The organism is Streptosporangium sp. H16 (genome assembly GCF_051918855.1).
In the GTDB taxonomy this organism is placed as follows: Bacteria; Actinomycetota; Actinomycetes; order Streptosporangiales; family Streptosporangiaceae; genus Streptosporangium.
Window position 1 is genome coordinate 1 of the sequence record NZ_JBPXMD010000054.1, and the last position, 22,106, is coordinate 22,106.

Below are 22,106 nucleotides of genomic sequence, written 5' to 3' on the forward strand. Positions count from 1 at the left end.
GCTATGAGGACTGGAAGCTGGACGACCCGGCCGGGCAGGGCATCGAGGCCGTCCGGCCGATCCGCGACGAGATCCGCACCCGCATCGAGAAACTCATCGCCGAGCTCGACGCCAGGTGATCACCGCCCCGCCCTCGCCCAGGCCAGGCGGGGTGGCCGGGTCGCGGCCGGCGCCTGCCTCAGGCCTGCGGCGGCCCGGCCGGCGGCCACCCGGCGGCCACCCGGTGGCCACCGGCAATCGCGCGGCGGCCAGCGGCGCACGGGCGGGCCCGCCCGCCTCGACGGGCGAAGTCGCGGCGATGCTCCGGTCGCCGCATCCGCTCATCGGTGCTCCACCGCGGGATCGGCGTGTCATACGGTGGTGAGCTCCAGGTCGACCGGGCTGTGAGCGGGCTCGGCCAGCGGCGCGAACAGGGCGCCGAGCCTGTTCACCGCTTCGGGGATGATCCAGTAGTAGACCCAGGTGCCGCGCCGCTCGGAATCGATCAGCCCGGCCGTCCGCAGGATCTTGAGGTGGTGAGAGATCGTGGGGGCGCTCAGGTCGAAGGCGGGGGTCAGGTCGCACACGCACGCCTCGCCGCCCGCGTGGGAGCCGATCATCAACAGCAGGCGCAGCCGGACCGGATCGGCGACGGCTTTGAGCATCACCGCCAGATCGGCCGCGTCATCCTCCGACAGTGGCTCGCGGGCGATCGGCGCGCAGCACCGGACGGTGGTGGCGGTCATACGGCAACTCCCCTATTTCGACATTTGTCTAAATCATACGCGGTGGTAGGGGCCCATCGCGAACGCGGCGACGACGCGCCGGCCGTGACGTGCCGGTGCGTCGTCGCCGCCGGTCGACGGCCGATGCTCACCCGCAGCAGCCACCACCGTCGCCGTCACCGCCGCCGACGGTGGCCAGCGGGAGCAGGGGCCCGATCCGCAGGCCGGGAAACCGGCCACGACCATCGAGGCCACTCGGCGGGTGGGGATCGGGCGGATGCGGAAACCGCTCGACCGGCGCTGAGCCCCGCCCTCTCAGGGAGTCCGCGCGCTCGCCGCTCCGGACCCGGTGCCGGCCCGGCCGGGTGTCAGGACGGCGGCCACGAGGGCCGCGGCACCTGCGGCGACCGCGGCCAGGACGTAGCCGTTGGTGAACCCCGAGAGCGTGTCCCCGACCAGGCTGGCCGCCGCGACGCTGGAGATGGCGGCGGCTCCGATGGAGGCGCCGAACTCGTGGAACGTGCTGACGATGCCGGAGGCGATGCCGGACTCGTGCGGGGCCACCTGGCCCAGAGCGGTCGCCGAGGCGACGACGAACAGTGCGCCGGTCCCGGCGGCCGCGAGCGCCGTGCCCGCCACCACGGTCGCGGTATGCGTCGACAGGGCGGGCACGGCCATGCCGATCGCGGCGGTGAGCAACCCGGCCACGGCGAGCCGGCGCGCTCCGGCCCGGGCGATGGCCCGGCCGGTAAGGTCGGCCCCGAGCATCGTCGCCGCCGCGACCGGAAGGAACAGCAGACCGGTCTGCAGAGCGCCGAAGCCCTGGGCGTGCTGGAAGTAGAACGTGCCGAGGAAGAACACCGCGATCATCAGCGCCGTGGCCATCACGATGAGGAACGTGCCGGTGGCCACCGGGCGCCGGGCCAGCAGCGTGACGTCCATCAGGGGCGAGGCGGCGGTCTTCTGCCTGGCCACGAACGCCAGGTAGCCCACCGCGGCCGCCAGCAGGAGCCACCCGGTTGTGGCGGTGAGCCACCCGTGGTCCCCGGCGCGAGTGATCGCGTAAATCACGGCACCGGACGAGGCGGTGACCAGCAGCGCACCGAGCACGTCAAGCCGGGCCCTGGGCGCGGCCACGCCGTGGTGCGGCAGCATCCGGGCAAGAGCGGCGAGAACCACCAGCCCGATGGGCACGTTGACGTAGAAGACCCACGGCCAGCCAGGGCCGGCGGTGAGCAGTCCTCCCAGCAGCACGCCTAGAGCCGCGCCCCCACCGCCGAGCGCGGACCAGATGCCGAGCGCCTTGTTCCGCTCGTCGCCATCGAACAGGGTCACCAGCAGTGACAGGGCCGACGGGGACAGCAGCGCCGCACCGGCTCCCTGCGCGATGCGTCCGCCCAGCAGCATGCCGGCGGAGTCGGCGAACCCGGTCACCAATGACGCCACCGTGAAGATCAGCAGGCCGGCGAGGACCACTCGCCTGGCCCCGACCAGGTCGGCGAGCCGCCCGCCCAGCAGCATCAGGCCGCCGAACGTCAACGTGTACGCGCTGACGGTCCATGTCAGCGCCTCACGGCTCAGGTCCAGGTCGGTCTCGATGTGCGGGAGCGCGATGGCCACCACCGTGACGTCGAGGATCAACATCAGCTGGGCCACCCCGAGAAAGGCCAGGATGCGCCACCGCGACGGATGAGCCGAGCTGTCCGGCGGAGATGGTTCGTGGATCTCATGGTGCGTCACCGAGAGCCTCCAGCTAACTCGTATGGTCGTGTACGACTTCGAGCCGTGAGAGTAACACGTATACCCGCATACGAGTTAAGGTGGTGGCATGCCCACCGTCTCTGCCGGTCCGCGCCGGCGCGCGGACGCCGAACGCAGCATCGCCCGCATCGTCTCCGCAGCGCGCAAGCTCCTAAGCAGCGATCCGGACGCGAGTGTCGACGACATCGCCAAGGCCGCCAAAGTGGGCCGGATGACGCTCTACGGCCACTTCCGCACCCGGGCGGAACTCGTCGAGGCCGCGCTGGTCGACGCGCTGCGCGCCGGCGAGGAGGCGCTGTCGTCCGTCGATCTCACCGGGGACGCGCGAGATGCCCTGGCCCGGCTGCTCGACTCCAGCTGGGCCCTCGTGGCCGAATCCATGGCGTTGTCGAGCGCCGCGCAGAAAGCCCTGCCCGCCGGGCGCGTGCGCGAGCTGCACGCCGCCCCCGCGCGGCGCGTCGAAGAGCTCATCCGCCGCGGCCAGGACGACGGCGCGTTCCGCACCGACCTGCCGATCTCCTGGCTGATCAATGTCCTGCACTACATCCTGAAAGGCGCCGCGGAGGAGAGCCGCGCCGGGCGCATGGAGACGAGCGAGGCCGCCCGCGTCGTCATCGCGACGGCACAGGCGATCCTGGTCGCCGCCCCGCCGGACTCTCACGCGTCACCGAAGTAGCGCGCCGCCCCGCGCGCCCGGCGGGCGTGGCCACCACCGAGCTCGGCGAGCCCGCACGGAACCCGAGCCCTCCGCGCCACCGGCCCACGAACTCACCCGAACTCACCGCTCGCGCTCCGCCCGTTGCGGTTTCCCGGACGTGGACGTCGCCGAGATCCCGTCGTCCTCCCCCGGTGGCGATGTCGGCGAAGGCGCCGCACGCTCCGATCCCGTTGGCAATTTAACCCCCAGGGGGTATGTTGAAGCCGCAAACCGAGATACCCCAGCGGGGTACCCGTGAGAGGAGACCCTTATGTGCACGGCATGCGCGTGCGGCACCGCGGAGAGCGCCTCCGCACAGGTGGAGACCGGCGGCGGGAGCGTCTACCAGGTCAGCGGGATGACCTGCGGGCACTGCGTCTCCTCGGTCTCCGGCGAGATCGGCAAGATCGGCGGCGTGAGCGACGTTCGGGTCGACCTGGCCACCGGCGCCGTCACCGTCAGCGGGGCGGGCTTCTCCGACGAGGAGATCCGCGCGGCCGTGGACCGGGCGGGCTACACGTTGGCCGCCCCCTCGCCGGCAGGCGCCCCCTAGAGCGACTTCGCCCGAGAGAACGAACGGTGGGCGTGCACTGGCATGCACGCCCACCCACGGGGCCGGCCGGACTCGACCACACCCAACCCCATGACGCATCCTGCCACCACGGCGTGGATGCGAGGAATCAGGAGTACGGCATGAACGCCGTCAACCCCCGCAGGCGGCAGGCACTCATCGTGCTCGCCGCCGCGCAGTTCATGGTCATCATGGACACCTCCATCATCGGCGTCGCGCTGCCCGACATGCAGCGCGACCTCGGATTCTCCCCCGGCGACCTGCAGTGGGTGTTCAACGCCTACGTCATCGCCTTCGGCGGCCTGCTGCTGCTCGGCGGCAGGCTGTCGGACCTGTTCGGCGCCCGCAGGGTCTTCACCGCCGGCTGGATCATCCTGATCGCCGGTTCCGTCGCCGCCGCGCTGGCGGACGACGCCTGGGTCGAGATCCTCGGCCGCGGGATCCAAGGCGCCGGCGGCGCGCTCATCGCACCGTCCTCGATGACCCTGCTCATGATGCTCTTCGGCCACGACCCGCGCGAGCTGGGCAAGGCCATGGCCCTGTACGGCGCGGCGGCACCGGCGGGCGGCACCGCCGGGGTGTTCCTGGGCGGCGTCATCACCGAGTACCTCAGCTGGCCGTGGGTGTTCATCGTCTACGTCCCGATCGGCCTGGCCACCCTCGCGGCCGTCCCCGCTCTGCTGCCCGCCGTTCCGGGCAGGCGCGGCCCCGTCGACGCGCTGGGCGCGATCTCGGTCACCGCGGGTGTCGCCCTGGCGGTCCACGCCGTCGTCCGGGCCCCCGAACAGGGCTGGGGCTCGACCGCCACGCTGCTGGAGCTCGCCGGAGCGGTCGCGCTGCTGGCACTGTTCCTGGTGATCCAGCGCACGGTTCGCGAGCCTCTCATGCCGCTCGGCGTGTGGAGAACGCCCGGCCTGGCCACCGCCAACCTCGCGATGGCCCTGCTGGGGGCGGCCTGGATCCCGATGTGGTATTTCCTCAACCTCTACCTGCAGCAGGTGCTCGGTTACGGCGCCTTCCCCAGCGGCGCGGCCCTGCTGCCGATGACCGTCGCCATCATGATCTTCATGATCGGCGTCACCGCGAGGCTGCTGGGCCGGTTCGGCGCCAAGCCGCTGATCGTCGCCGGCCTGCTCGTCCTGGCCGTGGGCCTGGCGGGCCTGTCGCTCGCCAGGCCGGGCGGGACGTTCGCCGTCGACGTGCTGCCCGCCTCACTGATCGCCGCGGTCGGCATGTCCCTGGCCTACATCCCCGCCATGATGTCGGCCATGTCCGGGGTGCGGCCCGAGGAGAGCGGCCTGGCCTCCGGGATCGTCAACACCACCTACCAGGTCGGCTCCGCGCTCGGCCTGGCCGTGATGACCGCGATCGCCACCTCCCGGGAGGTCGCGGAGCCGGGGAACCTGCCCGCGCTCACCGGCGGTTTCCAGGCCGCCTTCGTCGGGGCCGCGGCCGTGGCCGCCGCCGGTGCCGTGGTGACCCTGCTGCTCATGCGCACGCCGCACCGGGCGGCGCGAACGCGGCCGGAGAAGCCCCAGCCGGCCGGCGTGTAACGGTTGCGGGGGCGCGAGCCGCGACGCGCCCCCGGAACGTCACCGCGGCTCGCGCCCGACGATCCCGAGAACGCCGGAATACCCTACCGGGGTATGACGTTATGGGAGGTGACGACGAAGGGCGGGGACATGCACGGCTACACCCACAACAAGCAGGACCATCTACGGCGGCTGCGCCGGATCGAGGGGCAGGCGCGGGGCCTGCAGCGGATGGTCGAGGAGGACAAGTACTGCATCGACATCCTCACCCAGGTGTCGGCGGCCAACCGGGCCCTGCAGTCCTTCGCGCTGTCCCTGCTGGAGGAGCATCTGGCGCACTGCGTGGCCGAGGCCACCGCCAAGGGCGGCGCCGAGGCCGAGGAGAAGGTCAGGGAGGCCACCGACGCCATCGCCCGCCTCGTCCGTTCCTGATCGAAGAAACCGACCGACCAAGGAGTGATCGCATGACCACCACCTACACCGTCACGGGCATGACCTGCGGCCACTGTGTCTCCTCCGTCAAAGAAGAGGTCGGCGAGGTCGCCGGCGTCACCGGCGTCGACGTGGATCTGACCACCGGCCTGGTGACCGTCCAGAGCGAGAGCCCGATCGACCCGGCGCGGATCGCGGCCGCGGTCGCCGAGGCCGGATACGAAGTGGTGGCCCCGTCATGAACACACCGGCCAGGCTGGGCGCCTACGCCCTCGGACTCGTCGTGATCTTCGGCGGGGCTCTGGGGGTCGGCAACGCGGTGGGCGAGACCGGACCCGGCCCCGCGGCGGACGCCCACACGATCCACGCGACCCCGTCCGCGAGCCAGGCGGGCGATCACGGAACCCACACCGAGCCGGCCCCCGGCCCGGCGGCGACCGGCGAGCCCATCCCCGGAGGTCTTCAAGTGTCCCAGGACGGCTACACCCTCCTCCCCCAGGCCACCACGCTCCAGCCGGGCGAGGCGACGGACTTCCGTTTCGGCGTGGTCGGCCCCTACGGCAAGCCTGTCACCGCCTACCGGACAGAGCACGGCAAGAGGCTGCACCTCATCGTGGTCTCCCGCGATCTGGGCAGCTTCCAGCACCTGCACCCCGAACTGACCGGCGACGGCGTGTGGTCGGTGAAGCTGACCTTGCCCGAGGCGGGCGCCTACCGGGCGTTCGCCGACTTCGCCCCCGAGGGCGGCCGCGGGCTGACCCTGGGCATCGACCTGCAGGCCCCCGGCGCCCAGAAACCCGAGGCGCTGCCCGCGACAAGCCGTACTGCCGCGGTCGACGGCTACACCGTCACCCTGGAGGGGGACCTGACTCCCGGCGCGTCCAGCAAGCTCATCCTCAAGGTCGGCAAGGACGGCCACCCCGTCGCCGACCTGCAGCCCTACCTGGGCGCCTACGGGCACCTGGTCGCTCTGCGCGCCGGAGACCTGGCCTACCTGCACGTGCACCCTGACGGGGAACCAGGTGACGGCACGACCCCCTCGGGCCCGCAGATCACCTTCTACGCCGAGGTGCCCAGCCGCGGCGACTACCGGCTGTTCCTGGACTTCCAGCACGAGGGAACCGTGCGCACCGCCGACTTCACCGTCCGCGCCGGTGAGCTCCCTGCACCGGCCACGACGCCGAGTCCGGCGCCGGCGGCCACGCCGTCCGCATCCGCCTCGCACGGCGACCACGATCACTGACACCTGGCATGACGAGCGAAAGGAGCAGGTGATGTCCTCCCTCACCGACGACAGGGCCCAAGACGCGGTCGAACTCTCGATCGGCGGCATGACCTGCGCGTCCTGCGCCAACCGGATCGAACGCAAGCTCAACAAACTCGACGGCGTCACCGCGACCGTGAACTACGCCACCGAGAAGGCCAAGGTCACTTTCGCCGAGGGTGTCGACCCCCAGGACCTCATCGCCGAGGTGGAGAAGGCCGGCTACACCGCCGCGCTCCCCGCGAAGCCCGCGAGCGGCACCACCCGGGACGATTCCCCGGGCGAACCGGCCGACGACCTCGCTCCGCTGCGCAACCGGCTGATCACCGCCGTGGTGCTCGCCGTGCCGGTGATCGCCATGTCGATGATCCCGCCCCTGCAGTTCGTCAACTGGCAGTGGCTGTCGCTCGCCTTGGCCGCCCCGGTCGTCGTCTACGCCGGCTGGCCCTTCCACCGGGCCGCCTGGACGAACCTGCGCCACGGCGCCGCGACCATGGACACCCTGGTCTCGCTCGGCACGATCGCCGCGCTCGGCTGGTCGCTGTGGGCGCTGTTCCTCGGCACGGCGGGCACACCTGGCATGACCCACCCGTTCGCCTTCACCATCGAGCGCACCGACGGCTCGGGCAACATCTATCTGGAGGCCGCCGCCGGAGTGACGGCGTTCATCCTGGCCGGCCGCTACTTCGAGGCCCGCTCCAAGCGCCGCGCGGGCGCCGCCCTGCGGGCCCTGCTGGAGTTGGGGGCCAAGGACGTCGCCGTGCTGCGCGACGGCGTCGAGACCCGCGTCCCCGCCGGGGAGCTCAAGGCGGGCGACCGGTTCGTCGTCCGGCCCGGCGAGAAGATCGCCACCGACGGCGTGGTCGAGGAGGGAACCTCCGCCGTCGACGCCTCCATGCTCACCGGAGAATCGGTGCCGGTGGAGGTGCGCCCCGGCGAGGCGGTGACCGGCGCGACCGTCAACGCCGGTGGACGCCTGCTGATTCGCGCCACCCGCGTCGGATCCGACACCCAGCTGGCCCGGATGGCCAGGCTGGTCGAAGACGCTCAGACGGGTAAGGCCCAGGTCCAGCGGCTGGCCGACCGCATCTCCGGGATCTTCGTGCCGGTCGTGATCGCACTGGCCGTCGGCACGCTCGGCTACTGGCTGGGAACCGGCGGCGGGGCCGGGGCGGCCTTCACCGCCGCGGTGGCCGTGCTGATCATCGCCTGCCCGTGCGCCCTGGGCCTGGCCACGCCGACCGCCCTGCTGGTCGGCACCGGGCGCGGCGCCCAGCTCGGCATTCTGATCAAGGGCCCGGAGGTGCTGGAATCCACCCGCGCCGTCGACACCGTCGTGCTCGACAAGACCGGGACCGTCACCGAGGGCAAGATGACCCTGGTCGGCGTCCATCTCGCCGACGGCGAGGACGAGACGCAGGTGCTGCGCCTGGCGGGTGCCCTGGAGCACGCCTCCGAACACCCCATCGCCCAGGCCATCGCCCGGGGGGCGGCCGAACGCGTGGGCGAGCTGCCCACCCCCGAGGACTTCGCCAACCGCGAAGGGCTCGGCGTACAGGGCATCGTCGACGGTCACGCCGTGCTGGCGGGCCGCCCCGCGCTGCTCGCCGAGTGGTCCCAGCACCTGCCCACCGGCCTGGAGCGGGCACTCACCGAGGCGCAGGCGGCGGGCCGCACAGCCGTCGCGGTCGGCTGGGACGGCCAGGCTCGCGCGGTCCTGACGGTGGCCGACACCGTCAAGCCCACCTCGGCCGAGGCGGTCCGGCAGCTACGCGCCCTGGGCCTGAGGCCGGTGCTGCTCACCGGCGACAACGAGACCGTCGCACGGTCGGTCGCGGCCGAGGTCGGCATCACCGAGGTCATCGCCGAGGTGCTGCCCGCCGACAAGGTCGACGTCGTCAAGCGGCTGCAGGCCGAGGGCAGGTCGGTGGCCATGGTGGGTGACGGCGTCAACGACGCCGCGGCGCTCGCCCAAGCCGATCTGGGCCTGGCCATGGGCACCGGCACCGATGCGGCCATCGAGGCCTCCGACCTCACCCTGGTCCGCGGCGACCTGCGGGTGGCCGCCGACGCCATCCGGCTGTCACGCCGTACCCTTCGCACCATCAGGGGCAACCTGTTCTGGGCCTTCGCCTACAACGTGGCCGCCCTGCCCCTGGCCGCGCTCGGCCTGCTCAACCCGATGATCGCCGGGGCCGCGATGGCGTTCTCCTCGGTCTTCGTGGTCGGCAACAGTCTGCGCCTGCGCACCTTCACCTAGCGAAACGCCGGTGCGGCCGCGGGCGACGACCGTCCGAGACGAGAGCAAGGTCGTCGGGTACGGACTTCCCCGGAGCAATCATGAAGGTCTTTCAGGTGAGGGCCGCCTGCGGCTGGTGATCCGGCGTCAGCCGCCCGGACCGGTCGAGTGCCCAGACAGCCATCGCGCACCCGCATCCGACGATGACCAGGCTCCACCACGCAAGGCCCGGAGCTCCCATCTGCCGTCCGGCATCGAGCACCGTCCCGGTGAGCAGGTTTCCGGCCGCGATGCCGATCCCGGACAGGGTGTTGTAGAACCCGTAGTAAGTGCCGATCATGCGTTCTCCGCCGAGCGCGGCGATGGTCGCCATCTCGAACGGGTAGACGATCATGGTGGCCAGACTGAGCAGGCAGGTCGTCAGGAGCGCCGGCGCCAATGCCACGGCATACGCGAGCCAGGGGGCCGCATCGAGATTCCGGGCAGGCAGTGTGGTGCCGAGCGCCAGCGGGACGAACGAGGCACCCATCAGCCACAGGCCCCGGGCCATCGCCTGCCCGGATGTCCATCGCGCTTTGGCCCAGGCGGTGATGCGAACCTGCCCGAGGATGGCCAGCCCGCCAGAGAGCACGAACATCAGCGTGACCCCGGCCTCACCACCGGTCATCCGGCGGATCTCAATGGGCAGGCCCAGATAGATCTGAAAGTTGAGCACGTAGGAGCCGACCATGGCCAGCGAGAACAGCAGGAAGGCGCGATTGCCGATCACCTGGCGCCAGTCCTGCAGCAGACTCGCCTCAGCGCCCGCCCTGCCACCGGACCGCGCCGGCAGGGCCCGCACCTGCACGACGGCCAAAACGGTGAACAGTCCGGCCGCGACCAAGCAGATGAGACGGAAGGCGACACCGTTGAGCAGCAGGCCGATCACCGGCCCGGCCAGGATGCCCGTCTGGTAGAAGACGTTGAAGACCGCGAACGCCTCGACTTTGCGCTCACCCGCCTCCTGAGCCAGGTAGGCGCGGGCCGCAGGGTTGAACAGCGCGCCGGCGAAGCCGGTGAGCGCGGCGGCGACGATCAGTGCCGGCAGCGACTCGACCAGGCCGAGCAGCGCGAACCCGACGCTTCGAAGGATCAGCCCAGCCATGATCATCGGCTTGTAGCCGATCCGGTCGGCCAGGCTGCCGCCCAGCAGGAACATGCCTTGCTGGCTGAGGTTGCGTACGCCCAGGATGAGGCCGACCAGCCAGACCGCCAGCCCGAGGTCGTCGGACAGATACAGGGCGAGGTACGGCATGAGCATGTAGAAGCCGACGTTGATGGTGAGCTGGTTGACCAGGAGAAGCCGGATCGGCCGGTTGAACGATCGCACCTGGGCGAGGGTGGTTCTCATGTGCGCTCTTCCGCGTCTTTCACCGGGTCCACCACGGTAGCGCAGCGCGTCCATCGCACCACCTCGGCTTCGCGCGGATGAGCGATCTCGTCGGGCTCAGGCTCCGGCTTGACCTCGAGCAGACCGTGCTCGGCGCAGTAGGCGTCGTTGTAGACGGTGTCGAAGTAGCGTTCGGGGCCGTCGGGAAAGACCGCAGCGATCTGCGTGCCCGCGGGCTCGGAACGCGCCAGCCAGGAGGCCACGAGCGCGACGGCGCCCACGCTCCATCCTCCGGACGCGTATCTGCCCGCCGCGAGCCGGCGACAGGCCCACACGGCCTCGCCGGGCGCCACCCAGTGCACCTCGCTGAAAGCCCTGTACGCGACGTTGCGCGGATGGATGCTGCTGCCCAGACCACGCATGAGCCGCGCGCGAGCGGGCTGACCGAAGATCGTGGAACCGACCGTGTCGACCCCCACCAGGCGTACGGAAGGCCGGAGCTCGCGCAGCGCGCCGAACACGCCGGCGCTGTGGCCGCCGGTGCCCACGCTGCACACCAGGATGTCGAGCCGGTCGAGCCGGTCGGCCAGTTCCTGGGCGAGGCCTTGGTAGGCCGAGACGTTGTCGGGGTTGCTGTACTGGTCGGGGCAGTACCCGCCGGGGTGTTCGGCCAGGAGTTCGCCGACGCGCCGGCGCCGCGCCTCCTGCCACCCCCCGGTGGGGTGGGGGGCGCCAACCGTCTCGACATGGGCTCCGTAGGCGCGCAGCAGCCGGTGCATCAACGGTTCCAGGCCGGGGTCGCTCACCAGGATCACCGGATGGTGGTGGACGATGCCCGCCAGCGCCAGGCCGAGCCCGAGCGTCCCGCTGGTCGACTCGATGATCGCCCGCCCCGGTTGCAACTCTCCGCGCAGGCGCGCCTGCTCGATCATGTGCAACGCCGGGCGGTCCTTGATACCGCCCGGGTTGCAGCCTTCCAGCTTCGCCCAGAAGCCACGTTCTTCTTCACCGGTCCACAGCTCAGGCACCCACAGCACCGGCGTGTCGCCGACAAGGCTTGCCGGAGAGGGGGTTCCCGCAACGCTCGCCGTCGAGGCCCGGGTCTTCACACGAGTGTTCTCCATCTGCATTCCTCTGATGAGCTTGCTTCGCTTCGGCGGACACCGCCGGTGTGATGGCCAGGCCACAGGGTGGCGGCCTCGGAGTTGGCGAGACCGTGGTGGCCGGGGCTGCCGCGCAGCCCGTACAGGTTGTGCCGATTCCGATGAAATCGAAGATCACGGCGCGGGCGGCGGCCCGGCTGGAGCAGGAATGACCGCCTGGCAACTCCCCCGTCAGGGGGAAGCGGTATGTGGTTATGCGGGGAGTTCTCCTTACTTCCAGGCGCCTAGCTGGTTAGCGGGCGGGGTCGGGTGTGGAAGTGCCCTACGGGGCGCCGCGTGGGGGCGGGCGCGCCGATTCACCCCAGAGAGACTGGGGCCCCGACTCCGTGAAGATCGCAGACTCGGCGGCTACGATCGCCGCACGGGAAGGGAATCTACGCAGGTGAGACGCGCTCTCGGCACTATGGCGGCATCACCCACCGCATGTCAGGCGTATGTCTTGAGTTCCCCGGAGGTAGGCGGTTCGGATAAAACCACGCACACCACACCCAGGAACGTTCAATGAGATTCCCCGCGCGGCGGGACCTTTTTTCCACAATTTTTAACTTATTTGCTATGAGTAGTAGTAGAGGTGGCGAGTTTTGCACTCGATGTCGCGCTGTGGGGTATGCGCGCCTTCCGCTACCTCGTCGGCCCTGGCGTCTCCCCTGGCCTCCTTGAGGAGGAGCCTGCTGTTCGGGTGGATGTATGCGCATGAGAGAAACGAGGCAACGCGTTGACTTCCAACCCTGCCGCGCACGAGTTGATCATTCACCTCCTCGACCACTCCTACTACAATACATAGTATGCAATCGTGGTCCTGCCCTTGCGGGGGTGTGACCTGCAGGGATCCGCGGCGTTGATGGCGATCGTGACCCAGCCCGAGCGAGGCGCAGGCTCCGCGTTCTCCAGCCTGGCGACCGCCGTTTCACCGAAGACAGCGACTTAGGTGGACGAGCGCCTCTGCCTCGGCCATTCTCAGGCGAAGCGAAATGGCGCCTCCGGGCGAGGACGCAGAACGAAAACGTTGGTCAAGTGCGCCGAAGGCGAACGCACCAGGAAGCCGCTCTTATACCCGCGATTCACAGAGCAGGGCAAGAAGACTCGTTCCAGAGCGCAGCGAGAGCCGAGAGTCGAAGCCACGCACTCGTCGCAGATGCTCTGGTACGGCTTCATCGGATACGCCCGGCTTCAACACCACCAGAAAAGGGGGGAAGGACGCCGCGCCGCGGTGATCGGAAGCCGTCAGCATGGTGGGAGCGTCACACGTCACCGGATGTTCGTGGTGGCCTGACCCTGGGTTTCCATGAGACGAGGCCGCCCCGGCGGAGTGAGGCGAGGAGTCCTCAACGCGGATATGCGACCCAGCTGTACAAAGGATCACGTGGAAGACGATGAGTGCCGCGAGCATGCCGATCCACAGTCCTGGCGTTCCAGGAAGCCGAGAGGCGGATGAGCGGGCGCACGCGGTCACAGAGCGAACCGTACATCACTCTGTGTGCATTCTCGTTCTCCTTTGAGTAAGTGACTCAGAGGAGCGTGGCCGCAGGGCGAGGATCCGCCGCCGCCCGGGGCCGGGAGCAGCGTTGGCGGTCAGCGGAGGGAGACCTGTCCGCCAGTGTTTACTATGTTGGATAGTATGAGCTTGTGTAGCGATTAGTCGGCTTTGACCCGACGGCCGAGTACTGCCCTACCCTGCGAACCTGGTCGCGCGACGCGCCTTCACGGCGCCCCCGTCGTTCACTTGCCGGCCACAATGCCTGCGAGCGATTGGCAATGCGCTCGCTGGACAGGCTGAGGAGTTTGCGGCGCACGCCTCGTCGGTGTTCGCTTCCGCGAGGGTTTCCGGCCCATAAGTCTACGCCGACTGGCCTACGATGGTAAATCGTAGAACAGCTGGGAAGGTCAGACCGCGAGAGCGAAGGAGGACGATGGACGGTTCAGCCCGCCAGTTCACGGTGCGGGTGTCGTACCGGCTTCTTCTGATCGCTCTGGTTCTGGGCGTCGCCGGGATGCACACCCTGGGACACCTGGACCACTGGCAAAGGCACGGCGGCATGCCTGCCCCTCCCGGGCACGCCTCTGCCGCTGATCATGGGGTGCTGAAAGCATACGCAGAGCCCCATCCCCCCTTGATGCCCCAAGCCAGGCAACTGCTCGCAGGGCGTGATGACACTCCTTTGCCTCTTGATCCGAGCTCCGTCTGCCTGGCCGTACTCACCTCAGTGCTTCTTCTCCTCATCAGCGCGGCGTCCCTATGGACGCGGCACATCGCGCGAGCCCGCGCGGCCGCCGCCTCGTCGGCGCTGCTCGTCGCCCGCCCGCCCCCGCGAAAAACGGCCCTGCGCCTGGCGTGTCTTTCGGTTCTGCGCGTATAGGCCGATCGCCTGCGCGGACGGCATCGAAGATCCGCCCGCAGACGACCGGAACGCAGGTACGACCAACCGGAAAGAGATCACCAAGATGTTCGCCAACCGATCCGCCCTTCGCAGACTCGGATTGACCGCCACGGCAGGAGCCAGCGCTTTTGCACTGCTCACCGCCTGTGGAGGCGGCGATGAGGCGATGAGCGGCCACACCGGCATGGCCGGCAGTGCTCCCGCTCCCGCTTCTACCGCAAGCCAGAAGCCGCAGGCCTCCTTCAACGACGTCGACGTCATCTTCGCGCAGATGATGATCCCGCATCACGAGCAGGCCGTGGAGATGGCCAAGCTGGCCGAGACGCGAGCCTCCGATCCGCAGGTGAAGGAGCTGGCGGCGATGATCAAGGCCGCGCAGGGGCCAGAGATCGCGACCATGACCGAGTGGTTGTCCATGTGGAAGGCTCCCGCCCCGCAGGAAGGCCACGGCGAGCATGTCATGCCCGGCATGATGACCGAGGAGGACATGCTCAAGCTCCAGGCGGCGAAGGACGCGCAGTTCGACCGGATGTTCACCAAGCTGATGATCGCCCATCACCAGGGGGCGATCACGATGGCCAAGACCGAACAAAGCGATGGGGTCGATCCCAAGGCCAAGGAACTCGCCAAGGCCATCGAGACCACCCAGCAGGCTGAGATCGAGCGAATGCAGGAGCTTTTGGGCCGGCTCTAGGCCATGGGGTGTCCGGCGGTGTGCGGAGGTGATCTCCCACACCGCCGGCTTTCAGCGGTGAATGTCGTGATCCCCTCTTCATCCCCTCTTCGCCTTGGCGCCACGGAGTGGTCAGAAGAACTCCTGTGTTCGTCCCACCGCTTTGTCCACCGGCATGATCGGACGAGGCGGTTGATCAGCTTTTCCACGGATCGCGTTATGAGATGCCTCGCGCCGTGGTCGCTGACGGTGAAGGGCCAGGGCGCGTCCTGGTTCCTTCATCGGCGGGCCACGCCAAGGATGAGATAGGACAACGGCGTGCGGATTTCGGGAAGCAGGAACCGTTCCAGCCGTTCAAGGGTGAATCCGGCCCGCTCGATCGCCGCCGCGCTGTCGCGGCTGGTGTGGCAGCCGCCGAACAGGCGGGGCCACACCGTGGCGTCCAGCAGACGCTGAACACCGATCATGGCGGGTGAGTCGGCCAGGACATGTTCGAGGAAACGCAGCTGCCCTCCGGGTGCGAGCACCCGGCGCACCTCTCGCAACGCCGAGGCCTGGTCGGCGACCGAGCACAGCACCAGGGACATCACCGCCGCATCGAAGCTCGCCTCCGCGCCGGGCAACCGTTCGGCGAGGCCGTCGACCACGTCGATCCGAACGCGGGCCTTGCCGGCGTTGGCCTGCGCGAGCCGGCGCAGATGCGGCTCCGGTTCAACCGCGAGCACGCGAGCGACGGCCGGCGGGTAATGGGCGAAGGTCAGCCCGGGGCCGGCGCCCACCTCGATCACCGTTCCATGCAGCCCGGCCAGCAGCCTCTCACGACGCTCGGCCAGACCCGCGCGCTCCACCGCCCGGCTGACGCGGGCGTAGAACCGCGCGAAGATCGGATGGTTTATGCCTGCCTTCGTCATCGTCTCCCCGCTCCCATCATCACCTGACGGCTCACCGGCGGCGTCATCGGCCCGCCAGCCGAACCGGAGCGATCGAGCTGGGGCTCGGCGCGGCTCAGTGCGCGGTGGGACGGTAGAGCACCGAGAAGCGATGTCCGGCGTCTGTCGACTCCATGACGGTTCCGTCCTGCAGGGCCGCGAGAAGACGCCGCCGGTCGACAGCCGCGAAAGCGGCGGCCTGGCCTGGCAGCCGGCCCGCCACCTGCCAGGTTTTACCGGTGTCCTTGCTGGTGTGCACCTGGCCGTCAGCTCCGGCCCCGACGAGATCGTCTTCGCCGACAGAGTCCACATGAGACATGAGCGGGGAGGTGGCGAGCGCGGTGAAGGTCATGGCGCCGTCATCGCTGACCTGGAGCCCGTCCGGTGTGGTCGCATACACCCGCTCGGGTTTGCGGGGGTGAGCGGCCAGGTCGATCACCTCCGCCCTGGCCCCCGGCAACCAGCTCTTGCCTTGATCATCGCTGCGCCGTACCCGGCCCGTCTGGCTGTCGTAGGCGTAGAGGATCGTTCCCGCCGGTTGAATCGCGTGGAAGTCGGCGATACCCGCCTGCGACACCGCACTCCAGGTGGCACCGGCGTCCGTCGTGCGAATCAGCCCCAGGTGCGCCGAAGCCCCCGCCAAGACCTCAGCTTGTCCGGGGTGTCCGCTGGCCAGGAAGGTCTTGGGCCCGATGACGGTAAAACCCATGTGGTCCTGGATCCGATCGGCCACCCGCCGGGCCGTGTCGGCGGATTGAATCTGGAACAGGCCGTAGTGCCCCGCGACATAGGTCGTGCCGTCCGCCGGATCAACGCCGAGACCGTGGACGTGCCCGATTCCGGGATCGGCCGAACCGGCGACCTCCGGTGAAGATTGCCCGGTGCACGCCGTACCGGCCAGAGCCAGCAGGGGCAGGAGTGCCAGGGCGATGCCTGCGCGCAGGCGAAGACGCCGGTCGAGGAAGACCATGGCGGCAAGCCTATACCTATCTACTACCCACCATCGTAGGTGCGGCTAGAACAGCGAGATGCCGTGGCAGTGGTGGGCCAGGAACGAGCTCACACCGGGAATCGCGGCCACGGCCGCGGGGCCGGCGAGCAGGAAGGCGACCGCGGCCAGGCCCGCGAGGCGTTCCCGGGGCCTGAGCGGGGCCGCCGGGCTGAGCATGCGCCGGACACGGGTGAGGGCGGTCTGGCCGCCGGCGCCCAGCGTGAACGCGGGGGCTCGTCCGGTGGCGAGCCGGACCAGTGCGGCGGCGATGTGGATACGCGGGTGGCGGCGGGCCGCGACGTCGTCGGCGAGCAGCTCGATCAGCCGGGCGATCTCCTTTCTGGCCCGGGCGAACAGCGGCAGATGGGGGAAGGCCCGGCAGAAGGCCTCGGCGGCGGCCAGGACGAGGTGATGGCGCCCGCGCAGGTGCGCCTGCTCATGAGCGAGGACGGCGGCGACCTGCTCGGGAGCCAGGGATCGCAGGGCCGCGGTGGTGATGACGGCCTTGCCGTCGCGGCCGGGCAGGCAGTAGGCGGCGGCCTCGTCATGGTCGAGCACGACCGCGTCCAGCGCGCCGTCATGGCGGCCGAGCAAGTTCAGCATCTCGGCGTGCCGCCGCCGTTCCCGCCGCGCCCTGACCAGGATGGCCGCCCCGCAGTAGGTGATCCTGGCCGCGATCAGGGCGGCGCCGAACAGAGCGGCGCGCGCCCCCGGGGAGGTGACAGACGCGCCCTCGGAGAGCATGTCCGCGCACGCCTCGAAGAACTCGGCCAGGCCATGGCCGATCACACTGGCCGGAATCGCGACGGCGAGCGCGGAGAGGACCGCGGAGGCGACCACGGAGGCGCAGGCGGCCAGCCAGACGCAGATCGCCAGGCGGGGCGCGCGCTCGGCCCACTCGCCCCGGCCCAGCAGGCGGGGCAGCGTGACCACCGCGACCACGGCGTACAGGGCCAAAACGGCGGCGGCCATCATGCGCGGCGCCCCGGCGGATACACCTTCAAAGCGGCCTCCAGCGCGACCGACTCCTCAGGGGTCAGCCGCTCCAGGAAGTGCACCAGCGTGGCCGCCTGGTTACCGCTGGAGGCCAGGGTGTTGCGCATCAGGTCGGCGGTGTAGGCCTCCTTGCTGGCCACCGTCTCGTAGGCGTACGCCCGGCCGACCGGTTTCCTGCGCAGCAGGCCCTTCTTGTGCAGCTTGTCCATCACCGTCATGACGGTCGTGTAGGCGATGTCCCGCTCACGACGGAGATCTTCGAGCACGTCCCTGACCGACGCCGGCCGGTGGTACGACCACAGGCGCTCCATGATCGTGGACTCCAGGTCTCCCAGACCACGCATCGGGCGAGACTCCCTTCTACCGGCGACTCACTTAATGCTACCGGCCGTCGTAGACACCCGACCATGCGTCACCTCGGTCCCCGGCCCGCAGGTCGCCGGGGGCGCGATCCGGGCGGGCCCGCGGCCCGCGCCCTCCGGCATGAGAGATGTTGCCCATATACCCCCCACCCGTATATGGTGGCGGAGTTGTCGAGACGATGCGCAAGCCGGGAGGCCGTGATGGCGGAATCGATGGGTTCCAGGGATCATGCCGGACACGACGAGCCCCACGGGCACGACCACCTCGGGCACGCCGGTCATGCGCGGAAGGCCACCTGGCGAGTGGCCGCGTCGGCGACCTTGCACTGCCTCACCGGGTGTGCCATCGGTGAGGTGCTCGGCATGGTGATCGGCACGGCTCTGGGATGGCCGAACGTGCCCACCATCGTCCTGGCCATCGTGCTGGCCTTCTTCTTCGGCTACGCGCTCACCCTGGTCGGGTTGCGCAGGGCCGGCGTCGACTGGCGCAAGGCCCTGCGGCTGGCACTGGCGGCCGACACCCTGTCCATCCTCGTCATGGAGATCGTCGACAACGGGGTGATGATCGCCGTCCCCGGCGCTATGGACGCCGAGCTGACGTCCGGCCTGTTCTGGGGCGCCCTCGCCTTCGCCCTCCTGGTGGCCTTCCTGGTCACCACGCCCATCAACAAGTGGATCATCGGCCGGGGCAAGGGACACGCCGTTGTCCACGCCTACCACCACTGACGGGCACCGGCGAGCACCGACGGCCACCGACCGGCACCGACCGGCCAGCCCGATGCTCGACGCCCAACAGGCCGCCTCCGTGGAAGCCGTGCGCCTCGAAGGCCTCCTCCATGGCGCCTACCGTGCCGCGACGGTCGACGGTCCTGCCGGGCGGGCCGCCCTCCCGATCCGTCGCGCTTCTCAGGCCGAGGGGCGCGAGGCCCGGACGTAGTAGAGCATGACCGGCAGATCGCCCTCGTCGGTGAGGTGGAATCCGGCGTCGGGGATCAGGTCGCCGAGCAGGTCCCGCGGGCTGTGCCGCATCGCGGGGCCCGACACCATGCCGACGAGATGGGCGAGCAGGGGGTTGGCGGGCGGGCGGAACTCGGCGATCAGCAGCCGCCCGCCCGGCCGCAGTACCCGGAACATCTCCCTTACGGCGGCGCCGCGCCCGGCGGCCGGCATGTGGTGGACGGCCAGGCTGGAGACCACCACGTCGAAGGAGGCGTCGGGCAGGTCGAGCGCCTGCCCGGTGCCCGCGACGTAGGAGCAGTTGCCCGGGGCGCGTCGGCGGGCATGGCCGATCATGGGTGGTGAGGGGTCGACGCCGGTCACGTGGCCTGCCGGGCCGACGAGCGGGGCCAGGATCCGGGTCAGGTAGCCGGTGCCGCAACCGACGTCGAGCACCTGGTCGCCCGGCCGGGTCCCGGACAGCGCCGCCAGGCGGGTGAAGATCTCGCGCCGTCGCCCGAGCAGGCCGATGTTCGCCGCGATGTCGTAGGCGCGGGGGTGATCGATCGTCCCGCCCTCGTCGGCGTGCTCGGCGTGGTTGTGGAGCAATCTGCCCAGTCCCATTATCGTTCTCCTCTCGAACAACCTGTTCAATAATGAATGATCCGTTCGTTAGCATGACGGGGTCAACAATCACTTCCGCCTTGCTGTGCCGTACCGAACAGGACCGGTGAAGTGTCCGGAAACACCGACAGGCGGGTGCGGCGCACCCGGCAGGCGATCCAGCGCGCGCTGGTGGAGCTGATCCTGGAGAAGGGGTATGAGCCGGTGACCGTCACCGACCTCATCAACCGCGCCGACGTCGGGCGCTCGACCTTCTACGCCCACTTCGCCGACAAGCAGGCCGTGTTGTTCGCCAACCTGGACGAGATCGCCTTTCTGCACCCGGCTCCGAGTACCGACGGCCCGCTGTTCGGCTTCAGCCTGGCGATGTTCGAGCACGTGCACGAGCAGCGCAGGCTGGTGCGGGCATTACTCGGACGCCGTGGTGGCCGGATGGTGATGGCCCACGGCGAGCAACTACTGCAGGCCGTCATCCGCGACGAGCTGCTCGCCCGGGGCGGGCGCGCCGGCGCCTCGCTCGATCTGGTGGTCACCTGCGCCGTCGGGGCGTTCATGGCCTTGGTGCGCAAGTGGGTGGACGGGGAGATCGACGCCACACCGGCCGAACTGGACGCGGCGTTCCACACGACGATCACACCCGGCGTGCGAACGTTACTGGCTCGGTCCTGAGACCGGCGCGAAAGACCGCCGGATCGTGACACGCCACCGGCTGGACGGCATGCTCCGGAAGACCGGTGACGCAGCAGAGGGTGGTTTAGCGCCTCCCCCCATGCAGGGCGGCACTGGAGGGCCGAGAAATCCTCCATCGCTCACGCAGCACGCGCAACCCACGCAAATGTCCGCGGCCGGGTGCTCGTCCGGGATCGGCGCCGGCTCGATGCCGGCGGCAGCGCGGCTGGACCCATCCCGGCGCGCGATGCCGGCGGGGCGTCGGCGATGCTGTGGGCATGGAGTACGTGTCCAGAGTGCCGCGACCGCCGCTGGACGGGCTGATCGACGATCTTTACTACCTGGAGGGTGCGCCGCCGTACGCCCGGCTGACGCTGCCGCCGAGTCCGTCGGCGCTGCTCATCGTCAACCTCGGGGCGCCGTTCCGCATCCGCGCCGGCACCGACGTCGAGACGGCCGAGTACGCCGACGGCTGCGTGGTCACCATGCCCACCCGCGCCTTCGAGTTCGGCTATCCGCCGGGGACCCGGTCCGTCGGCGTGCACTTCAAGCCGTGGGGGCCGGCGCCGTTCCTGCCGATGCCCGCGGCCGAGCTGTGTGACCGGCCGGTGACGGTGGAGCAGGTCTGGGGCCGGCCCGCCATTGCCGGGCTGCGAGACCGGCTGGCCACGGCGGCCGGGCCGCACGAGATGCTGACGCTGCTCGAGGAGGAGCTGATGCGACAGTTGTGCGAGACCGCCGGTCTGGGGCTGGTCCGCCATGTGAGCAGTGTCATCGCGGCGGCCGGCGGGGCGGTGGCGATCGGTGACCTGAGCGTGGCAGCCGGTGTCAGCAGCACTCATCTGGCGCAGCGGTTCAAGGAGCTCATCGGCGTCACGCCGAAGCGGCTGGCGCGCACCTACCGCTTCGCCGCCACCGTGTTCGCGATCAACCCCGCCGGACCGATCGACTGGGGCGACCTCGCCGGTGGCGCAGGCTACTTCGACCAGGCCCACTTCGGCCACGAGTTCCGGGCGTTCACCGGGCTCACGCCGACCCGGTACGTCGAAGTCCGGCGGCGGTTCCTGCGCGAACATCCCGGCCACGTGATGGACGGCTGGCCGCTGCCGGCCGATTGATTTCTTACAAGAGCGACAGCTCACGACACGCTAATTTGGGGGCACCCCGAAGCAGAGGAGAGCCCCGTGGGCAAGGTGGTCATGTACAGCTCGGTGTCGGTGGACGGCTTCGTCGCGGACGAGAATGACCAGCCCGGACCGCTGTTCGACTGGTTGTCCAGCGGTGACGTCCCGTTGGACGAGAGCGGCGAGCTGAAGGTGTCGCAGACGTCCTACGACTACACCCGGGCGTACTGGGACCGGATCGGAGTCACGGTCGTCGGCCGCCACGTCTTCGACCTGACGGACGGCTGGGACGGGAAGCCGCCGGGCGGCATCGACCACGTGGTCGTCGTGTCGCACCGGCCGATGCCCGAGGGCTGGGACCCCGAGGCGCCGTTTCACTTCGTCGACGGCGTCGAGGCAGCCGTGGCCAAGGCGCAGGAGCTTGCGGGTGACCGCTTGGTCGAGGTCGCCGCCGGCGACGTCGGTGGCCAGGTGCTTGCCGCGGGCCTGGTCGACGAGGTGCGCATGGACGTCGTACCCGTGGTGTTCGGGTCCGGCAAGCGCTACTTCGGGTCGGTCGACGCGCAGCACCTGTTGGAGGATCCTGACGCGGTGATTCAGGGCAACCGGGTGCTTCACCTGCGCTATCGGGTGCGCCGTTGACCGATTTGAGCGGGTCCGCGAAGAAGTCCACTGCGAACGGTGACACAAGA

General features: G+C 69.9%; 22 protein-coding genes, 1 pseudogene and 1 riboswitch. Of the genes and pseudogenes, 13 read left to right on the forward strand and 10 right to left on the reverse strand.

Annotation, left to right across the window (positions count from 1 at the left end; genetic code table 11):
* Nucleotides 1-119 (forward strand): annotated as a pseudogene (locus ACTOQ2_RS41040) (phosphotyrosine protein phosphatase); the annotation flags it as partial.
* A 231-nt stretch (nucleotides 120-350) separates the two neighbouring features.
* On the opposite strand, the gene ACTOQ2_RS41045 reads toward ACTOQ2_RS41040, so the two are convergent.
* Together ACTOQ2_RS41045 and ACTOQ2_RS41050 are read right to left on the reverse strand one after the other, a co-directional pair.
* A complete protein-coding gene (locus ACTOQ2_RS41045) occupies nucleotides 351-725 on the reverse strand; it encodes a metalloregulator ArsR/SmtB family transcription factor (protein WP_440107001.1) in 375 nt (124 codons plus the stop codon).
* A 294-nt stretch (nucleotides 726-1,019) separates the two neighbouring features.
* Complete coding sequence (locus ACTOQ2_RS41050) at nucleotides 1,020-2,444, reverse strand: MFS transporter (protein WP_440107003.1); 1,425 nt, start codon at nucleotides 2,442-2,444, stop codon at nucleotides 1,020-1,022.
* Nucleotides 2,445-2,532: 88 nt separating this feature from the next.
* Here ACTOQ2_RS41050 and ACTOQ2_RS41055 point away from each other — a divergent pair, with 88 nt between their 5' ends.
* The 7 genes from ACTOQ2_RS41055 to ACTOQ2_RS41085 all read left to right on the forward strand — a co-directional run bounded on the left by ACTOQ2_RS41055 (nucleotide 2,533) and on the right by ACTOQ2_RS41085 (nucleotide 9,221).
* Nucleotides 2,533-3,141, forward strand: a complete 609-nt coding sequence (locus ACTOQ2_RS41055) for a TetR/AcrR family transcriptional regulator (protein ID WP_440107005.1) — start codon at nucleotides 2,533-2,535, stop codon at nucleotides 3,139-3,141.
* 292 nt (nucleotides 3,142-3,433) lie between these two features.
* Entirely contained in the window at nucleotides 3,434-3,715 is a 282-nt protein-coding gene (locus ACTOQ2_RS41060) for a heavy-metal-associated domain-containing protein (protein WP_440107007.1), read from the forward strand.
* A 140-nt stretch (nucleotides 3,716-3,855) separates the two neighbouring features.
* Nucleotides 3,856-5,286, forward strand: a complete 1,431-nt coding sequence (locus tag ACTOQ2_RS41065) for an MFS transporter (protein WP_440107009.1) — start codon at nucleotides 3,856-3,858, stop codon at nucleotides 5,284-5,286.
* A gap of 129 nt (nucleotides 5,287-5,415) precedes the next feature.
* Nucleotides 5,416-5,697 (forward strand): metal-sensitive transcriptional regulator, encoded by a 282-nt coding sequence (locus ACTOQ2_RS41070; RefSeq protein ID WP_440073909.1) that lies wholly within the window; start codon nucleotides 5,416-5,418, stop codon nucleotides 5,695-5,697.
* Nucleotides 5,698-5,729: 32 nt separating this feature from the next.
* Complete coding sequence (locus ACTOQ2_RS41075) at nucleotides 5,730-5,939, forward strand: heavy-metal-associated domain-containing protein (protein ID WP_440107011.1); 210 nt, start codon at nucleotides 5,730-5,732, stop codon at nucleotides 5,937-5,939.
* Nucleotides 5,936-6,940: a hypothetical protein gene (locus tag ACTOQ2_RS41080; protein WP_440107013.1), complete on the forward strand. Its 1,005-nt coding sequence runs from the start codon at nucleotides 5,936-5,938 to the stop codon at nucleotides 6,938-6,940. The genes ACTOQ2_RS41075 and ACTOQ2_RS41080 overlap by 4 nt, the downstream gene beginning before the upstream one ends.
* A gap of 31 nt (nucleotides 6,941-6,971) precedes the next feature.
* Nucleotides 6,972-9,221, forward strand: coding sequence for a heavy metal translocating P-type ATPase (locus tag ACTOQ2_RS41085; protein ID WP_440107015.1), 2,250 nt, complete (start codon nucleotides 6,972-6,974; stop codon nucleotides 9,219-9,221).
* A 91-nt stretch (nucleotides 9,222-9,312) separates the two neighbouring features.
* On the opposite strand, the gene ACTOQ2_RS41090 is transcribed toward ACTOQ2_RS41085, so the two are convergent.
* The 3 genes from ACTOQ2_RS41090 to ACTOQ2_RS41100 form a co-directional block, all read right to left on the reverse strand.
* Nucleotides 9,313-10,644: an MDR family MFS transporter gene (locus ACTOQ2_RS41090; RefSeq protein WP_440107017.1), complete on the reverse strand. Its 1,332-nt coding sequence runs from the start codon at nucleotides 10,642-10,644 to the stop codon at nucleotides 9,313-9,315.
* Nucleotides 10,587-11,693 (reverse strand): PLP-dependent cysteine synthase family protein, encoded by a 1,107-nt coding sequence (locus ACTOQ2_RS41095; RefSeq protein ID WP_440107019.1) that lies wholly within the window; start codon nucleotides 11,691-11,693, stop codon nucleotides 10,587-10,589. The genes ACTOQ2_RS41090 and ACTOQ2_RS41095 overlap by 58 nt, the downstream gene beginning before the upstream one ends.
* A gap of 243 nt (nucleotides 11,694-11,936) precedes the next feature.
* Nucleotides 11,937-12,089: riboswitch (cyclic di-AMP (ydaO/yuaA leader) on the reverse strand.
* A gap of 196 nt (nucleotides 12,090-12,285) precedes the next feature.
* Complete coding sequence (locus tag ACTOQ2_RS41100; protein ID WP_440107021.1) at nucleotides 12,286-12,498, reverse strand: hypothetical protein; 213 nt, start codon at nucleotides 12,496-12,498, stop codon at nucleotides 12,286-12,288.
* Between the two features lie 1,676 nt (nucleotides 12,499-14,174).
* On the opposite strand from ACTOQ2_RS41100, the gene ACTOQ2_RS41105 reads away from it, so the two are divergent.
* Nucleotides 14,175-14,804 (forward strand): DUF305 domain-containing protein, encoded by a 630-nt coding sequence (locus ACTOQ2_RS41105; protein ID WP_440107023.1) that lies wholly within the window; start codon nucleotides 14,175-14,177, stop codon nucleotides 14,802-14,804.
* A gap of 257 nt (nucleotides 14,805-15,061) precedes the next feature.
* Here the strand turns inward: ACTOQ2_RS41105 and ACTOQ2_RS41110 are convergent, their stop codons facing one another.
* The 4 genes from ACTOQ2_RS41110 to ACTOQ2_RS41125 form a co-directional block, all read right to left on the reverse strand.
* On the reverse strand, nucleotides 15,062-15,694 hold the full coding sequence (locus ACTOQ2_RS41110) for a class I SAM-dependent methyltransferase (RefSeq protein WP_440107025.1): 633 nt from the start codon (nucleotides 15,692-15,694) through the stop codon (nucleotides 15,062-15,064).
* A gap of 94 nt (nucleotides 15,695-15,788) precedes the next feature.
* Nucleotides 15,789-16,682 (reverse strand): F510_1955 family glycosylhydrolase, encoded by an 894-nt coding sequence (locus ACTOQ2_RS41115; RefSeq protein ID WP_440107027.1) that lies wholly within the window; start codon nucleotides 16,680-16,682, stop codon nucleotides 15,789-15,791.
* A gap of 45 nt (nucleotides 16,683-16,727) precedes the next feature.
* On the reverse strand, nucleotides 16,728-17,678 hold the full coding sequence (locus ACTOQ2_RS41120; RefSeq protein ID WP_440107028.1) for a M56 family metallopeptidase: 951 nt from the start codon (nucleotides 17,676-17,678) through the stop codon (nucleotides 16,728-16,730).
* A complete protein-coding gene (locus ACTOQ2_RS41125; RefSeq protein ID WP_440107030.1) occupies nucleotides 17,675-18,043 on the reverse strand; it encodes a BlaI/MecI/CopY family transcriptional regulator in 369 nt (122 codons plus the stop codon). The genes ACTOQ2_RS41120 and ACTOQ2_RS41125 overlap by 4 nt, the downstream gene beginning before the upstream one ends.
* Nucleotides 18,044-18,262: 219 nt before the next feature.
* Here ACTOQ2_RS41125 and ACTOQ2_RS41130 point away from each other — a divergent pair, with 219 nt between their 5' ends.
* A complete protein-coding gene (locus tag ACTOQ2_RS41130; RefSeq protein ID WP_440107032.1) occupies nucleotides 18,263-18,787 on the forward strand; it encodes a DUF4396 domain-containing protein in 525 nt (174 codons plus the stop codon).
* Nucleotides 18,788-18,967: 180 nt separating this feature from the next.
* Here the strand turns inward: ACTOQ2_RS41130 and ACTOQ2_RS41135 are convergent, their stop codons facing one another.
* Nucleotides 18,968-19,621 (reverse strand): class I SAM-dependent methyltransferase, encoded by a 654-nt coding sequence (locus ACTOQ2_RS41135; protein WP_440107034.1) that lies wholly within the window; start codon nucleotides 19,619-19,621, stop codon nucleotides 18,968-18,970.
* A gap of 111 nt (nucleotides 19,622-19,732) precedes the next feature.
* Here ACTOQ2_RS41135 and ACTOQ2_RS41140 point away from each other — a divergent pair, with 111 nt between their 5' ends.
* The 3 genes from ACTOQ2_RS41140 (at nucleotide 19,733) to ACTOQ2_RS41150 (ending at nucleotide 22,056) form a co-directional block, all read left to right on the forward strand.
* Nucleotides 19,733-20,290, forward strand: coding sequence for a TetR/AcrR family transcriptional regulator (locus ACTOQ2_RS41140; protein WP_440107036.1), 558 nt, complete (start codon nucleotides 19,733-19,735; stop codon nucleotides 20,288-20,290).
* A gap of 278 nt (nucleotides 20,291-20,568) precedes the next feature.
* The gene (locus ACTOQ2_RS41145) at nucleotides 20,569-21,408 is read left to right on the forward strand and encodes a helix-turn-helix domain-containing protein (protein ID WP_440107038.1); all 840 of its coding nucleotides are present in this window, start codon (nucleotides 20,569-20,571) and stop codon (nucleotides 21,406-21,408) included.
* A gap of 66 nt (nucleotides 21,409-21,474) precedes the next feature.
* Nucleotides 21,475-22,056, forward strand: a complete 582-nt coding sequence (locus ACTOQ2_RS41150; RefSeq protein ID WP_440107040.1) for a dihydrofolate reductase family protein — start codon at nucleotides 21,475-21,477, stop codon at nucleotides 22,054-22,056.
* Nucleotides 22,057-22,106: the final 50 nt, after the last annotated feature.